The organism is Pseudomonas sp. 10B238 (assembly GCF_000970615.1).
Classification (GTDB): domain Bacteria; phylum Pseudomonadota; class Gammaproteobacteria; order Pseudomonadales; family Pseudomonadaceae; genus Stutzerimonas.
The window spans coordinates 322,847-338,081 of record NZ_KQ033931.1; the positions used below are offsets into that span (position 1 = coordinate 322,847).

Here is a 15,235-nt window from a genome sequence, read left to right on the forward strand (position 1 = left end):
GCGCGGAGCGTGTATCACCTAACGCGAAACCACGCTGCGCACGCGGGTCTGCGTTGCCAGCAGCAGGCCGGCAAAAATCAGTCCGCCACCGATCCAATGAAATAGCTGCAAGCCCTCCCCTAATAGCAGCCAGCCGAGAATGGCGGTGAATACCGGCATCAGGTAGGTCGCCATCGCTGCTTTCGCTGCGCCAACGGTTCTGACGCCGTGATTCCAGGAAAGATAAGCCACCAGCGACGCGAAAATCGCGGTATAGGCGATGACAGAGAGGTTGATCGGGCTTGGTTCGAAACCCCCGACATGACTGAGCTCGAACAGGTAGAACGGCAGGATAAACGGCGTACCGATTGCCATCAGCACGCCTAGCAGTGTCAGAGGCGGAACCTGGAGAAAGGCGCCCCAGCGCCGTAGCGACAGGGTATACAGCGCCCATACCAATACCGCTGCGAGCATGATGAGGTCGCCGGTCTTGAAGGCCAGATGGGTGAACGCATCCCAGCTGCCGCGGCTGATGAGGTAGACCAGCCCGCACGCGGCGATAGCCATGCCGAACCAGGCGCGACGCGCGGGCCATTCTCCCAACAGCAGGCCGCCGCCGATGAAGGTGAACAGAGGCAGGCAGGTGTTGACCAGGGTGAGGTTGATGGCTTCGGTGCTTTGCGCCGCGGAGTACAGCAATGAGTTGTAGCTGCTGATGCCCAATGCGGCGATCACCGGTAGCCGCCAACCGGCGGCGCGTAGTGTGGCCCTGTGTGTCCAGATGGAGCGCGCCACAAACGGCAGCAACAGGCAGGTCGCCAGCACCCAGCGCCAGAACGACAAGGTCAGCGGCGGTATTGCATCGTGAAAGGCGCGCGCCACCAGCGCGTTTCCGCTCCAGCAGAGCACAGCGAGCAGCAGGCCTGCGAAAGCCCATCCCTGACGCCCGTCCATCAGACCGGCCGACGCGTGCGGAGGCGGTACTGCGGCGGCAGTTGATCAAGACCGCTGATCGTAACGTTGAGGTTCTTCCAAATGCCGTCCTTGATGCCGTAGATGCAACCGTGAACGGACAACGGCTGATCGCGATGCCAGGCGTTCTGGACGATGTTGGTGTGGCTGACGTTGGCCACCTGCTGGATGACGTTGAGCTCACAGAGGCGATCCACCTGTGCTTCTTCGGTGGGGAAGCTGGCGATGTGCTCGCGGTGTTCGTAGTACAGGTCGCGGATGGTGCGCAGCCAGCCGTCGATCAGGCCGAGCTGGTCGTCACGCATCGAAGCGCGAACACCCCCGCAGCCGTAATGACCGGTGACGAGGATGTGTTTCACCTTGAGCACATCCACCGCGTACTGAATGACCGACAGGCAATTGAGGTCGGTGTGCAGCACGACATTGGCGACGTTGCGATGAACGAAGAGATCGCCGGGCAGCAGGCCGACAATCTCATTGGCAGGCACGCGGGCATCGGAACAGCCGATCCAGAGGTACTCCGGCAGCTGCTGCTTGGCCAGCTTGGTGAAGAAAGTAGGGTCTTCTTCGATGATCGCTTCAGCCCAGCGCGCATTGTTCTCGAATAATTGTTGAAGCTCGTTGCTCATCGCCTGCCCCTTCCATTCCGACACGCACGTTACGAACCGGTCGGCGTTTTGACAAGCACGCAGACCGGTGCGTCACAGCATTAGACGGTGAACAGCGGATTCGAAGGAACTTCGGCTCTCGGGCGGGAGGAAAATGCGCGCAGGTCGCGCAGGAAATTGTCGCGCCAGGCGTCCAGGTCAGCGGCGCGTATTGCCCGCATCATGTGCTCGTAGCGATCCTTGCGCTCGGTGAGCGACATACGCATCGCCCGGTCCAGCGCCTCGGCCATGCCGATGCAATCATAAGGGTTGATGATCAGCGCTGAGGTCAGCTCGCGAGCGGCCCCGGCGAAGCGCGATAGCACCAGCACGCCGGGATCTTCCGGGTCCTGGGACGCGACGAATTCCTTGGCGACCAGATTCATACCGTCGCGCAGCGGGGTGACGAAGCCAATGTCGGACTGGCGGAACAAGCCCATCAGGGCTTTCCGATCATGGCTTTTGTTGAGGTAATGCAGGGGCGTCCAGTCGAGGTCCGACAGCCAGCCATTGATGTGACCCGCTGCGCTTTCCAGCTGCTGACGAATGTGTTGATAGGTCTTCACGTCCGAACGCGACGTAGGTGCAATCTGGATGAATTCGACAGCGCGACGATGCTCCGGGTATCGGTCCAGGAACGCTTCGTACGCCTTGAACCGCTCGACCAGGCCCTTGGAATAATCCAGCCGGTCCACGCTGATGATCTTCTTGCGATCAACGTCCGTGGTGCGCCGCATGGGCTTGCTTCGGCCCTTGTAGGACTCGGCGAGCGTCTGGATTTCATCCGGGACAACGCCGATGGGATACACCCCGGCGCGGAAATTCTGACCATACGCGGTCAGGCTTCCATCGGACTCAAGGATTCCCCGCACTTCGCGGGTCATGTAGTCCTGGAAGGCGAGCCGATCCGTTTCCGTCTGGAAGCCGATGAGGTCGTAGAAGCAAAGTGTTTTCAGCAACTCATTGTGCGGCGGAATGACCGTCAGGATTTCCGGAGGCGGGAACGGAATGTGAAGGAAGAAACCGATGCGGTTGCGGATGCCCAGCTGGCGGCAGGCTTCGGCGAAGGGAATCAGGTGGTAGTCGTGGATCCAGATGATGTCGTCAGGTTCGAGCAGCGGTTTCAGTTTCTCCGCCAGCATGGCGTTGACCCGTCTGTAACCTTCGTACTCCTGCCGGTTGTATCGCGCCAGGTCGATCCTGTAGTGAAAGATCGGCCACAGCGTGGCATTTGAAAATCCACGGTAATACTGGTCGTAATCCTGCTTGGTGAGGCCCATCGTGGCGTAGGTGATATTGCCAACGGTCTCGGTACGGGTTTGCGGGGTGCTGCTTACATCGCCATTCCAGCCAAACCAGATACCGCCGGCCTGGCGCAATGCGTCGTGAACGCCAACTGCAAGCCCGCCAGCAGCGACCTTCCCCGCCTTAATCGGCGCCACGCGGTTGGAAACCACTACTAGTCGGCTCATGTAGTTCTCGCTTCAGTCTGGTTTTATTGGATGTTGCTGCGGCTCGAACAGCGTGCTCTGCAATCCGTCGAGCCAAACGGCAACGGCTTCTACTGACGCCAGCCGCTGCATGGCTTCGGTCGGACCTGCGCCCACCTTGATCGAGACCCCGCCCAGTTCGTTGACCACCGAGAAGCCTGCCTCATCGGTCAGGTCATCGCCGATGAAGACGGGTGTCCGTCCGGCAAAAGGCGCCTCCTGCATGAAGGTACGGATGACCTCGCCCTTGCTGGCGCCGCGCGGCTTGAGTTCGAACACACACTTGCCAGGCTGTAGCGCCAACACCTCACCATAACGGGCCACAAAATCTTCGGCCACGCCGCGCGCTGTCTCTTCAAGCTCAGGTGCCAGGCGGAAATGCAGCGCAAAGGCGACGCCCTTGTTCTCCAGCGTCAGGCCAGGATGCTCGGCACATGCTTGCGCCAGCTCGCGTTGGATGGCGTCGAACACATCGTTATCGAGGGTCAGGTTTTGCAACTCGCCAGTAGCGGTACGACGCTCGGCGCCGTGCACGCCGGCAGCGGGCAGTTGCAGAGGCGTGAACAGCGCATCGAGCTGGCTGATCGGCCGGCCCGACACGACCGCAACAGGAATGCCATTGGCGCTCAGCTGTTCCAGCGCCGCCAGTGAACGAGGGGGGATGAAAACGAGTTCGGGCCGCGGTTGAATATCAGCGAGCGTGCCATCAACATCGAAGAAAAAAGCGCAGCTCCGAGCCTCTAGCTCGGGTTGATCATTTTGTTTACTCATGCAACTGAGACCCCCGATCAACGGTGGTGGTTCGCGTTTTTTATCGCGGCCGCTGCCTGTAATTCAACATGCACGGCCACTGCAGCTTGGTTCATAAAGGCGGAACCGGCCAGCGGCCGGCCTGAATCTTCACATGTTCACCGGGTCACAAACTGCAAGACCAGAGTTCTAGCAGGAGGTTGTCATGAACGATTCCAAGCCTTACACCCCATCGGAAATCGACACTACCGAGGACCGCATGGGTTCAATCGAACAGCTCGATTTCGACCAGCATCGGGACGACCGTAAAGGCCGCATCGGGGATGAAGTTCCTGCCGAAGAACTCGAGGACAAGTTCCCGCCGGAGCGAGTCGCCGAAGCCGGAATGACAACGGGTGAAGTGCCAGACGGGCAGACGACGATGGACGACATGGCGCCGGAAACGCTCATGCCTGACGATGGCTCTCGCTCGCCACACGAGCGGGGCCATGGCGGGCCGGCCGACCAGGATCTGAGTGAAGTTTCGGAGCATCGCATCGGTGCCGACGTGGACCTGGACGAGGCCGAAGAAGGCCGCTCCAACCCACTGGACGGTAAGCCCTGGGACGGCCCGGCAGATGGCGATCCGGACACCGGTCTTGGCGGCGGTGACGCTGTGCTACACGAAAATGACGATGTGATGGACGACAACGAGCTTGGCGGTGACGCCCCGCTGGACTCTGGCCGGGACAAGGCGCCAGGACAGTAGCCTCGCGCAACCGGCTGCCTGCCGTACGCAATGGATGTATGGCGACGATAAAGAAGAAGGCCCGACTCTTTCGAGTCGGGCCTTCTTGCGTCAGACCTTCGCTTGATCAGTCGATCAGCGTACAGGCCATTACCAACGCATCCTCCCGCCCTTCGGCAGATGGATAGTAACCACGGCGACGCCCCACTTCATTGAAGCCATAACGCTCATACAAGCGATAAGCCGAGGTGTTGCTCGCGCGCACTTCAAGGAAGCATTCGCGCCCGCCACGCTCCTGAGCGCGTTGCATCAGGTGTTCCAGCAGTCGCAAGCCAAGCCCGTGGCCCTGGCTCTGTGGTTTGACAGTGATGTTGAGCAGATGCGCCTCATCGAGGATGACATTGATCACGCCGTGGCCGACCTGCTGCTCGCCCTCGAACATAACCCAGCACTCATAGGCGGTGAGCGCATCGGTGAAGATGCCGCGGGTCCAGGGGTGGCTGAAAGCGGCGTATTCGATTTTCAAAACGGTTTCGATATCCGCCGCGGTCATCGGGCGGAAGCTCACTGCATCACTCATGAACACTACTCGTGGATCCACTCAAACCGATCACCCAGCGCGGCATGCTACGGCGCATGGCTCGCCACAGCTGCGCCTTGCTGCCGGGCTGCTCCATCAACTGCTCGAGCCCCGGCATCGTCAACGCAACGCCTAAGCCTTCGATTGTCAGCTCGCGATAGCAGGCGTCCGCCTCGACTTCGCCAGCAAACCGCAGCGCAGGCGAGCCGATCAGCCAGAGGCAGGCACAACCCATTTCTTCCAACTCCGCAGCGACCACGCCCTGCACGTAGTCACGTGCAGCTTCGCCGCCCTGATCGAGGCTGCCGCGATGGAGCAGCGGCCAGCGAATCGGCTCACCGTCTCCAACCTGCTGTGGGCGGTCCGGTAGCCTGGCAGCACGCAACAGGTCCTTGAGCAGGATGTAAGCAGGATCGCGGCTCTGGAAAGACTCACCGGTCGGCAGCTCGACCAGCAACAGCACATTGCCGGCACGCAGCAGCTGCAAGGCGAAGCGAGGGGGCGGTACGGCGGCTTTCTGCTCGACGGCAACCGCCTGCACTTCGCGGGCCTTCGCCGCAGGTTTTTTCGGCTCGGGCACGGCGATGCGTGGCATGACCGAGCGAACCGCATCTGCGGCCGGGCTGGCCGAAACAGCCGTTGTAGGCGCTGCAAGCTCGGGAGCTGTGCGGCTCGGCTGTGGCGTTGGTTGAAGCTCAACGACTGGCGCGGGCTCGGATGCCGTCTCGACGATTTGCAAGAGCTCCGGGCGCGAAGGCGCGGCAAAGGGCAGCTCGGCTCGCGGCAGCCAGGTGGTGATCTGCATGGCGTCGAGGAAGGCACGACGCCGGCTTTCGGTAATCAAACCCCGGTCACCTGTGGATGAGCCTTGGCGCCAACCTGCATCAGGTTCAGCGCATTGAGGTAGGCCTTGGCCGAGGCCACGACGATATCGGTGTCGGCACCGTTGCCGTTGACGATACGTCCGCCCTTCTCCAGCCGCACCGTGACCTCGCCTTGCGAATCGGTGCCCTTGGTAATCGCGTTGACCGAGTACAGCTGCAGCGTGGCGCCCGAGCTGGCCACCGACTCGATGGCTTTGAAGGTTGCGTCGACCGGCCCAGAACCCTGAGCTGCCGCAGCCTGCTCGTTGCCATCCACGTTCAGCACGAGCTTGGCGTCCGGCACCTCGCCGGTCTTGCTCGCCACTTCTAGCGTCACCAGCTTGAAATGTTCCTGCACGTCCTCGGCGAGCGCGTCAGAAACCAGTGCCTGCAAATCCTCGTCGAAAATCTCGTGCTTCTTGTCGGCCAACTCCTTGAAGCGGGCAAAGGCCGCGTTCAGCTCGCCTTCGCCCGGCAAGACGATACCAAGCTCCTCGAGCCGTGCGCGAAAGGCGGCGCGTCCCGAGTGCTTGCCCATGACCATCTTATTGGCATTCCAGCCGACCGACTGCGCGGACATGATTTCATAGGTTTCACGGTGCTTGAGCACGCCATCCTGATGAATGCCGGATTCGTGAGCAAAGGCGTTGGCACCGACGATGGCCTTGTTCGGCTGCACTGGGAAGCCCGTAATGCCGGACACCAGGCGCGAGGCACTGAGAATGTGTTCGGTCTCGATGCGGGTGTGCACGTTGAGCAGGTCCTGACGCGTCTTGATCGCCATGACGATCTCTTCCAGCGCGGCATTACCGGCGCGCTCGCCCAGGCCGTTGATGGTGCACTCGACCTGCCGAGCACCCGCGACGACAGCCGCCAGCGAGTTAGCCACCGCAAGGCCCAGGTCGTTGTGGCAGTGAACGGAGAAGACGGCTTTGTCCGCGTTGGGAATGCGCTCGAGCAGCTGGCGGATGGTTTCCGCATATTGGTGCGGGATGGCGTAGCCGACCGTGTCCGGGATGTTGATCGTACGTGCCCCGGCGTCGATGGCCGCCTCGATGATGCGGCAGAGGAAATCGATTTCCGAGCGGCCAGCGTCCTCGCACGAGAACTCCACATCAGCGCAGAGATTACGCGCCTTGGTGACGGCACGTACGGCCTGTTCGACCACCTGATCCGGCTGCATGCGCAGCTTGTACTGCATATGGATCGGGCTGGTGGCGATAAAAGTGTGGATGCGACCAGAGTTGGCACCGGCCAGCGCTTCAGCGGCACGCTCGATGTCCGCATCCACGGCACGGGCGAGACTACAGACGGTGCTGTCCTTGATGTGATCCGCCACGGCTTTGACCGCGGCGAAATCGCCCGGGCTGGCGATGGCGAAGCCCGCCTCGATCACGTCCACTTTCAGCCGCTCGAGCGCCTTGGCGATGCGCAGCTTTTCTTCGCCGGTCATAGAAGCGCCGGGACTCTGCTCACCGTCTCGCAGGGTAGTGTCGAAGATGATGACGCGGTCGTTGCTGCTCATAGTCAAATCCTCACGGCTGCCGAGCGCCTCTGAGGGGGCGCTTGTAGACGGTGGATTGTCGCGTGAAATGAACAACGCGGGAAGGCACAGCTGCATTCGTAGGGTGGATGTCGTTTTTTACATCCACCGTAAGCTGCATAGAGCGGCAAACGCCGGAGGCTTTTTCACCACCCGGGGAAAACGTCAGTGGAAAACGCTTCGCGGTTTTCCACCCTACGAAAGCCGAAATGCCCGCCTTGGCTCGTAGGGTGGATGTTGCTTTTACATCCCCCCTAGCCCCCAAAAGCAAAAAGGCCCCGCTGCTGAAACAGCGGGGCCTTTCGTTCTTACGTGCAGCTCGTCGCTGGCTTATTGATCCCAAGCGCGGTCGCCGTGCTCGTCTTTAATCCGCGTCGGCAGGCCCATCGCGTCGAGCAGTTTGAGAAATGGCTGCGCCGGCAGTTGCTCGACGTTAACCATCCGCTGCGCATCCCACTCTCCACGCGCTACCAACAGCGCGGCGGCGACCGGCGGCACGCCAGCGGTGTAGGAAATGCCCTGACTTTCCGTCTCGGCGTAGGCCTCTTCATGGTCGGCCACGTTGTAGATGAATAGCTCGCGCGGCTGGCCGTCCTTGGTGCCTTTGATGAGATCGCCGATGCAGGTCTTGCCGGTGTAGCCAGGCGCCAGCGAAGCGGGGTCGGGCAGTACGGCCTTCACCACCTTGAGCGGCACTACTTCCAGGCCCTCGGCTGTGCGGACCGGCTGCTCGGAAAGCAGGCCGAGGTTCTTGAGCACGGTGAAGACATTGATGTAGTGATCACCGAAGCTCATCCAGAAACGTACATTCGGTACGCCGAGGTGCTTGGAGAGCGAATGCACCTCGTCATGGCCGGTCAGGTAGAGGCTCTGCTCGCCCACGACCGGCAGGTCGTCGGTGCGCTTGACCTCGAACATGGTGTTGGTCGTCCACTGGCTGTTCTGCCAGCTGTAGACCTGACCGGTGAATTCGCGGAAGTTTATTTCCGGGTCGAAGTTGGTCGCGAAATATTTGCCGTGCGAACCGGCGTTGACGTCCAGGATGTCGATCGACTCGATCGTGTCGAAGTGCTCCTGCTGTGCCAGGGCGGCGTAAGCGTTGACCACACCCGGATCGAAGCCAGCACCCAGAATGGCGGTGACGCCCTTTTCCTGGCACTCGGCCAGATGCTTCCACTCGTAGTTGCCATACCACGGTGGGGTTTCACAAATCTTGTTCGGCTCTTCGTGGATTGCCGTGTCGAGATACGCGGCGCCAGTGTCGATGCATGCGCGCAGCACAGCCATATTCAGGAAGGCTGAACCGACATTGATGACAATCTGCGATTCGGTTTCACGGATCAGCGCCTTGGTCGCTTCTACGTCAAGCGCGTCCAGCACGTAGGCCTTGATCTCGCCGGGCTGTTTCAATCCGCCCTTGGCCTGCACGCTGTCGATGATGGCCCGGCATTTGGAGATGCTGCGCGACGCGATAGCAATACGACCGAGTTCGTCGTTGTGCTGCGCGCACTTATGGGCCACCACCTTAGCGACACCTCCTGCACCAATGATAAGAACGTTTTTCTTCAATTGTTTTGTCACTCCTTAAGTCGCCGCCTCAGGAAAGGCTGGACAGGTAATCATCAAAGTCGAACTCGCGAACCACCTCGACGTTGCCGTCGAGCTGCTTTACCACGATGGACGGCATTTTCAGGCCGTTGAACCAGTTTTTCTTGACCATGGTGTAACCCGCTGCGTCGATAAACGACAGCCGATCGCCGATGGCCAGCGGACGATCGAATTGGTATTCGCCGAAGATATCGCCGGCCAGACAGGATTTGCCGCACACCATGTAGCTGTGCTCGCCGTCGCAGGGCGCCATCTTGGCGTTTAGGCGGTAGATCAGCAGATCGAGCATGTGCGCCTCTATCGAGCTGTCGACGACCGCGAGATTCTTGCCGTTGTAGAGGGTGTCGAGCACCGTCACCTCCAGCGAGGAACTGAGGGTGATCGCCGCTTCGCCCGGTTCCAGGTAGACCTGCACGCCGTACTTCTCGGAGAAGGCCTTCAGGCGAGCACAGAACGCATCGAGTGGGTAGCCCTCCCCGGTGAAGTGGATTCCCCCGCCGAGGCTGACCCACTCGACCTGTTCGAGCAGAGGGCCGAAGCGCTCCTCGATGGTGGTGAGCATCTTGTCGAACAGCTCGAAGCTGCCGTTCTCACAGTTGTTGTGAAACATGAAGCCAGAGATCTTGCTCATGACCGCGGCGATTTTCTCTGGGTCCCATTCGCCCAGGCGGCTGAACGGGCGTGCCGGATCAGCGAGCAGGTAGTCGGAGCTGCTGACCTGGGGGTTCACGCGCAAACCCCGAATGGTGCCTTCGGTGGCGGCCTCGAAGCGCTCGAGTTGGCCGATGGAGTTGAAGATGATCTTGTCGCAGTTAGCGACCATTTCTTCAATTTCATCGTCGGCCCAGGCCACGCTGTAAGCATGCGCTTCTCCAGCGAATTTCTGCCGACCGAGCTTGAGCTCATAGAGCGACGACGAGGTAGTACCGTCCATGTACTGCTGCATCAGGTCGAAAACCGACCAGGTGGCGAAGCACTTAAGAGCCAGCAACGCCTTGGCGCCGGACTGCTCGCGTACGTAGGCAATCTTTTCGAGATTGCCCAACAGTTTCTGTTTGTCGATGAGGTAGTACGGCGTCTTGATCATGTGTGCGTGCCCCGCGAAGGTCGCCGACAGGAAGCCGGCCGCTTCCCGTTTGGAAAAAAGGGCGAATTGTGCCGATAACTGGCGCATACCGAAATAGCATTTCGACACTTCGTCGACTTTCATGATGTTCGGTCGCGACCAAATCGGTGAACGGCAGCGATGCGCCGCACGCTACCTCTGATCGATGACGTCCCGGTGAACGGTCCTGTTTGCTGATCTAAATGCCGATCAGGGCGCATCCGATCGTCTCCGCCTGCCATCACGCCAGCAGTGATGCAGTACAATTTGCGCCTTTTTTCATGGCTGGATTGGCGCCTCGATGATCGAACCCAAGCGCGTATTGCGCGCCCTCGCCGAACACTGGACATTGCTCGAGCCGCTGTGCGAGCGCTTCGATGCCGGCACCCTGAGCCTGGTCGAACTTCGTCATCAGCTCGCTGCGCAACTGCCGGAAGGAACGCCCACCGACATCACTGCCCTGCTCGATCAATGGATTCGCCTAGACATATTGGTCCCGGTGGCGAAGAGCCCGAACCGCTTCGAGCTGAACGCGCAGATTCACGATTTCCTCGCCTACCTGCGCCGCGAGCACCGACTTGGCCTGTGCCTGGAAATCGAAGCGTACCTGCGCCATCTCGAGCGCCTGGCCGGCCACATCCAAGATGCCTTCGAGATCCGCGACGGGCAGGATCTCGCCCGCCAGTTGCGCCTGCTCGACATGCGCGTACGTGACGTGCTGAAAAAGCTCGCCAACGACGAACAGGCGCTTATCGGTGTCGCCGATCGGGCCAAGACCAGTGACCGGCAAATTCCATTGCGTCAGCGTTACGCCGAGGTCCTGGCGACCTGGGACGAATACGTAGAGCCGATGATCCAGCTGGTCGCGGCTGACGGCGCCTTCGAACAGGGTGTTTACCGCGTGGAACAGGTGCTGATGAAGCTGCTCGGCGAGCAACAGCGGCTTGGCCAGCTGGTTGACGACGACCTGTTGCTGCGCACTCATGCGCGAATTCTGGAAATGCAGAGCACCGCCCAGCTCACCCTGCGTCACGCTCGCGAGCTGCTGCTGCCCTTGCGCGAAGAGGCGCGCCGGCACAATGCGGTGACGCGAGGCGCCGCGCTGGCCTTGTCAGCCATCCGCAAGAAAGGACTGGACGCGGTGCCGCAGGCCTCACTGCCATTGTTCACTCGGCCGCAGAGCACCTTTCTCGGCTCGGCCAGCCAGGTCGAAGCCTACGTCTACGCCCTGGCCCGCTTTGAGCCGAAACCGGCGCAGTTCCCCCGCGCTGGCAGCAAGCGCAAGACCGACGCACCGCGGTCGCCACTGACCGCACGGGAGATGCTCGACCGCTGCCAACAGGCGCTGCCACTGCCGGACCTGATGCAATGGCTGCTGGAGCAGGAGCCGGATGGCGCGACCGATGAGCTGCTCTACTGGTTCTCACGGCTGTCCCGCGATGCGCGATTTCAACGCGACCGCCTGGAGCGGCGCGAGTACCTGACCCGTGAGCATCAGGTCAGCCTTAGCTCCTTTGCGCTGCTGGCCAATGCCGATGGTTGAGGTCGCGCCCCATTGGCGATGTATGGCCCGCCCCGATTCGATTCCTTTTCGTGAAAAGCGCCTCGTGCCTGCTCACACGATGATTGACTGAGTTGCGTATGAACATTGATCTGAAAGAAATGACCCAGCTGGCGCCGATTTTCCGCGAGCTCTTCAAGGGCTATCACCTGTCGCGCAGCGAGCCGGAGTGCTACGCCCAACTGTCCAGCATGCAGGACCAATACCGCGCTCTGTTCAAGGCGCTCGGCTTCGAACTGGTCTGCGATCCGCGCGGCTTCTACTATTTTGTCCCCGAACAGATGGGCGCACAGGTCAACAAGACCGCCCAGCGACTGGCGCTGTTTACCTTCATCCTGGTCGAGCACTTGGCTGATCAGGGCCGCGATCCCCTCGCAGTGCTGGACGGCGGCACCCTGGGCCGGGATGAACTGCCGGCATTATTGGACAAGTACCGGGACCTGTTCCTGCAGGCTGAAGTGACGACGCAGGACGAGCTGGAAGAGAAGGTCATCCGCCGCCTGACTCAACTGGGTTTTGCCGAAGACAGCAATGGGATCTACCGCTTCCTGTCTCCCATGCACCGCTTCCTCGATGTCTGCCTGTCCGTCCAGCAGGACCGTGATCTCGCGGCCAGCCTACACAGCAGCGATCTGCCTCTGCCAGCGCCTCAGCTAATCGCCGACGAGGAAGAAGACGAGATTATCCTGCTCGACCGTGACCCGGACGAAACCGAAGACGATGCCCTTGCGCGTGCCATCGCTGAAGAAAAGGAGCTTGAAGCATGAGCCAGGAACGCTACGGCATCCGCCGCTTTGCTTTGCTAAACACTGCAGGCTACAGCCTCGGCATGTTCCCGCTGGAAACGCCGCTGTCGGTGTATGGCGCCAATAATCTCGGCAAATCCGCATCGATCAACGCCCTGCAGTTCCCGATTCTGGCGCGCATGTCGGACATGAGTTTCGGTAAGTACAGCCTGGAGCAGTCGCGCAAGTTCTACTTTGCCAGCGACACCAGCTACATCCTCGTCGAAGTCGCCCTGCCCCACGGCCCTCACGTGATCGGCGTTGCCGGCCGCGGTCCGGGTGGCGGCTTCGGCCATCAGTTCTTTGTCTACCAAGGCTCGCTGGACCTCGATCACTACCAGCAAAACGGTACCTGCCTGCGCCAACGCGAGCTGTTCGCCAATCTTGAGCGGGCGGATATCAAGGCGTACGAGGCCAAGCCAGACGAGCTGCGGCGGCTGCTAGTCGGTGGCCACACCGCAATCCCGCTGGACATGACGCTCATCCCGCTGCGTTCGACTAGCGAGCAGAGCCTCAAAACCTTCCGCGCGTTGTTCATCAACCTGCTGCACATGCGCGAGATCACCGCAGCTAAGCTCAAGCAGCTATTCCTCGATGCATTCGAGCACAGCCTGCGCTCCGGCAGCGTCGACTACATCGCCGCCACCGAAGAAGCCTTCCGCGACGTGCGCCGGATGGAGCAGGATTATCAGGCACTGGTTGCGGCCGGTCCGCTGGTCGAGGCCCTTGCTGCGGGCGTGGCCCAGCGTGAACTGCTGCGCGGCAAGCTGCATCGGCTGTCCCCTTTACTCGACTCGCTGCTGGGCACCTGGCAGGACTATGCCGGCGCGCGCAAGGAGGAGCTGGTCATCCAGGCCGAGCACTATCGCCGCGAGCAGGACGGTTTACAGAATGAACAGCGCGGCAGCACGGCCGAGCTGATGCGACTGGAGCGCGAAATCAGCGAGATCCAGCGTTGGTTGGGCGAACTGGCGGTGCTGAATAACCGCTTTGCCCTGGTCGACGATGCTCACGTGCTGGAGCAACAACTGCTCGCTGCCAAGGACGCTCATGACGAGCTGGCAGGCGCTTTGTCGCAATCGCGCCAGTTCTCCAGCGAAGATCTAGACGAGCGTCTGCTCGATCTGGAGAAACGCCTGAAATCGGTCCGGCAGCAACTGGACCATGCGGACAACAACAGCTATTCGCGTCTGCGCGAGGAGTTCTCACAAGCGGACGTCGATCGCCTGATGCGGCTGTTCAACGGGCAGCTGTTCAGCCTGCCGCTAGGGGACAAAGGCATCGCGCTGGATGATGGCGAGGCATGGGTCAAATCACTCGAAGCGGTCCTGAACGGCTTTAAGGGCGAGCGATTCGAAGCGCCGGGCGTCTCCATCGACCTTTCGCATATCGAACCACCGGCCCTTCAGGCGTTGGCCGACCGTGCTGCTCTGCGTGACCAGAAAGACCGTCTCGAGCGGGAGCTGAAGCAGCTGAAGGCCCAGCACTCGGTGGCAGTCGACCGCGCCGCCAGCAAGGCTCAGGCCGAACAACTCTACCAGCAGGTCCTCGATTCGCAGAAAGCGCTGGAAGACTTCCGTCGCTGCCAGACGCTGTCGACCGAGGAAGGCAGCAAGCTCGAGCAGCTGGCGCAGGCGGAGGATGCACAGGACGAGCTCAAGCGAACCAGCGATGCCTTTACAGAACGCGTCCAGCATCTATCGGCGAAACTGCAACTGGTCGGCCGTCAGTTGGCGGATCTGGAAGCCAAGGAGCGCACGCTAGAAGACGCGCTGCGTCGTCGCCAGCTGCTACCAGCAGACTTGCCCTTTGGCACGCCATTCATGGATCCAGTGGACGATTCGCTAGACAACCTGCAACCGCTGCTCAACGACTATCAGGACAGCTGGCAAGCGCTGCAGCGCGTCGACGGGCAGATCGAAGCGCTCTATGCGCAGGTTCGCCTCAAGGGCGTCGCCAAGTTCGACAGCGAAGAGGATCCGGAGCGCCGCTTGCAGCTGTTGGTGAACGCCTATGCGCATCGCCAGGACGAAGCCCTCACACTGGCCAAGGCGCGCCGCGCCGCGGTTACCGACATTGCCCGCACCCTGCGCAACATCCGCAGCGACTATGACAGCCTTGAACATCAGCTGGCCCTGTTCAACCGCGAAATTAACAAGCGTCAGGTATCCAACCTCGAAAGCTTCCGCATCGTGCTGGCACCGAACAAGGATGCGCTTAAGCACATCGACCAGATCATCCACAGCGCCGGGCAATACGAGCAAGGCGAGACGCTCTCGGTTTTCGACCTGCAGCAAAGCAGCGAGCAGGACAGCAAGAACGAGGAAGCCAAGGAGTACCTGGCACGCTTGGTGGCTGCCAACAACAATCAGCTCGGCTTGAAAGATCTGTTCGAGCTGGCTTTCGAAATCACCAAGGTCGGCGGCCAGCCGGTGATTCATACCGACATCGACGGGGCGGCGTCCAACGGCACGACAATGACCATCAAAGCGCTGACCAATATGTACCTGCTGCTGCACCTGATGGATCGAGAGCAAGCAGGGCGCATTCGTCTGCCTTACTACCTGGACGAAGCTGCCGATATCGACGAGCGCAACCAGCAGGCGCTGATCGAAACCAGCTTGC

General features: G+C 60.9%; 13 protein-coding genes. 4 read left to right on the forward strand and 9 right to left on the reverse strand.

Translation table 11 applies throughout. The annotated features are described in order from the left end of the window. Window positions 1-18 precede the first annotated feature (18 nt). The 4 genes from RT21_RS10035 to otsB form a co-directional block, all read right to left on the reverse strand. Entirely contained in the window at window positions 19-933 is a 915-nt protein-coding gene (locus tag RT21_RS10035; protein WP_046162637.1) for a DMT family transporter, read from the reverse strand. Beyond that, window positions 933-1,580 (reverse strand): carbonate dehydratase, encoded by a 648-nt coding sequence (gene can, locus RT21_RS10040; RefSeq protein ID WP_046162638.1) that lies wholly within the window; start codon window positions 1,578-1,580, stop codon window positions 933-935. The genes RT21_RS10035 and can overlap by 1 nt, the downstream gene beginning before the upstream one ends. 80 nt (window positions 1,581-1,660) lie before the next feature. Then, complete coding sequence (otsA, locus tag RT21_RS10045; RefSeq protein ID WP_046162639.1) at window positions 1,661-3,070, reverse strand: alpha,alpha-trehalose-phosphate synthase (UDP-forming); 1,410 nt, start codon at window positions 3,068-3,070, stop codon at window positions 1,661-1,663. 12 nt (window positions 3,071-3,082) lie between these two features. After that, a complete protein-coding gene (gene otsB, locus RT21_RS10050; RefSeq protein WP_046162640.1) occupies window positions 3,083-3,859 on the reverse strand; it encodes a trehalose-phosphatase in 777 nt (258 codons plus the stop codon). Window positions 3,860-4,043: 184 nt separating this feature from the next. Here otsB and RT21_RS10055 point away from each other — a divergent pair, with 184 nt between their 5' ends. Next, complete coding sequence (locus RT21_RS10055) at window positions 4,044-4,586, forward strand: hypothetical protein (RefSeq protein WP_046162641.1); 543 nt, start codon at window positions 4,044-4,046, stop codon at window positions 4,584-4,586. 106 nt (window positions 4,587-4,692) lie between these two features. On the opposite strand, the gene rimI is transcribed toward RT21_RS10055, so the two are convergent. The 5 genes from rimI to RT21_RS10080 form a co-directional block, all read right to left on the reverse strand. Continuing rightward, window positions 4,693-5,145 (reverse strand): ribosomal protein S18-alanine N-acetyltransferase, encoded by a 453-nt coding sequence (gene rimI / locus RT21_RS10060; protein ID WP_045424930.1) that lies wholly within the window; start codon window positions 5,143-5,145, stop codon window positions 4,693-4,695. Further along, a complete protein-coding gene (locus RT21_RS10065) occupies window positions 5,138-5,989 on the reverse strand; it encodes a hypothetical protein (protein ID WP_046162642.1) in 852 nt (283 codons plus the stop codon). Before RT21_RS10065 ends, rimI begins: the two co-directional genes overlap by 8 nt. Further along, the gene (locus RT21_RS10070) at window positions 5,986-7,533 is read right to left on the reverse strand and encodes a 2-isopropylmalate synthase (protein WP_046162643.1); all 1,548 of its coding nucleotides are present in this window, start codon (window positions 7,531-7,533) and stop codon (window positions 5,986-5,988) included. The genes RT21_RS10065 and RT21_RS10070 overlap by 4 nt, the downstream gene beginning before the upstream one ends. Window positions 7,534-7,881: 348 nt before the next feature. Further along, window positions 7,882-9,120 (reverse strand): saccharopine dehydrogenase family protein, encoded by a 1,239-nt coding sequence (locus RT21_RS10075; protein ID WP_045424927.1) that lies wholly within the window; start codon window positions 9,118-9,120, stop codon window positions 7,882-7,884. Between the two features lie 28 nt (window positions 9,121-9,148). After that, window positions 9,149-10,246, reverse strand: coding sequence for a carboxynorspermidine decarboxylase (locus tag RT21_RS10080; protein WP_046162660.1), 1,098 nt, complete (start codon window positions 10,244-10,246; stop codon window positions 9,149-9,151). Window positions 10,247-10,565: 319 nt separating this feature from the next. Here RT21_RS10080 and mksB point away from each other — a divergent pair, with 319 nt between their 5' ends. From mksB to RT21_RS10095, 3 genes are all read left to right on the forward strand, one after another. Next, a complete protein-coding gene (gene mksB, locus RT21_RS10085; RefSeq protein WP_046162644.1) occupies window positions 10,566-11,807 on the forward strand; it encodes an Mks condensin complex protein MksB in 1,242 nt (413 codons plus the stop codon). A gap of 98 nt (window positions 11,808-11,905) precedes the next feature. Further along, complete coding sequence (gene mksE / locus RT21_RS10090) at window positions 11,906-12,592, forward strand: Mks condensin complex protein MksE (protein ID WP_046162645.1); 687 nt, start codon at window positions 11,906-11,908, stop codon at window positions 12,590-12,592. Further along, on the forward strand, window positions 12,589-15,235 hold a 2,647-nt coding region (locus RT21_RS10095; RefSeq protein ID WP_046162646.1), incomplete at its 3' end, for a coiled-coil domain-containing protein. The genes mksE and RT21_RS10095, both read left to right, overlap by 4 nt.

What these genes read in the sequence shown, in the direction of transcription:
- RT21_RS10080 (WP_046162660.1), bottom strand. Translation starts at nt 10,246, where the DNA reads ATGATCAAGACGCCGTACTACCTCATCGACAAACAGAAACTGTTGGGC.
- rimI (WP_045424930.1), bottom strand. Translation starts at nt 5,145, where the DNA reads ATGAGTGATGCAGTGAGCTTCCGCCCGATGACCGCGGCGGATATCGAA.
- mksB (WP_046162644.1), top strand. Translation starts at nt 10,566, where the DNA reads ATGATCGAACCCAAGCGCGTATTGCGCGCCCTCGCCGAACACTGGACA.
- otsA (WP_046162639.1), bottom strand. Translation starts at nt 3,070, where the DNA reads ATGAGCCGACTAGTAGTGGTTTCCAACCGCGTGGCGCCGATTAAGGCG.
- mksE (WP_046162645.1), top strand. Translation starts at nt 11,906, where the DNA reads ATGAACATTGATCTGAAAGAAATGACCCAGCTGGCGCCGATTTTCCGC.
- RT21_RS10070 (WP_046162643.1), bottom strand. Translation starts at nt 7,533, where the DNA reads ATGAGCAGCAACGACCGCGTCATCATCTTCGACACTACCCTGCGAGAC.
- otsB (WP_046162640.1), bottom strand. Translation starts at nt 3,859, where the DNA reads ATGAGTAAACAAAATGATCAACCCGAGCTAGAGGCTCGGAGCTGCGCT.
- RT21_RS10035 (WP_046162637.1), bottom strand. Translation starts at nt 933, where the DNA reads ATGGACGGGCGTCAGGGATGGGCTTTCGCAGGCCTGCTGCTCGCTGTG.
- RT21_RS10055 (WP_046162641.1), top strand. Translation starts at nt 4,044, where the DNA reads ATGAACGATTCCAAGCCTTACACCCCATCGGAAATCGACACTACCGAG.
- can (WP_046162638.1), bottom strand. Translation starts at nt 1,580, where the DNA reads ATGAGCAACGAGCTTCAACAATTATTCGAGAACAATGCGCGCTGGGCT.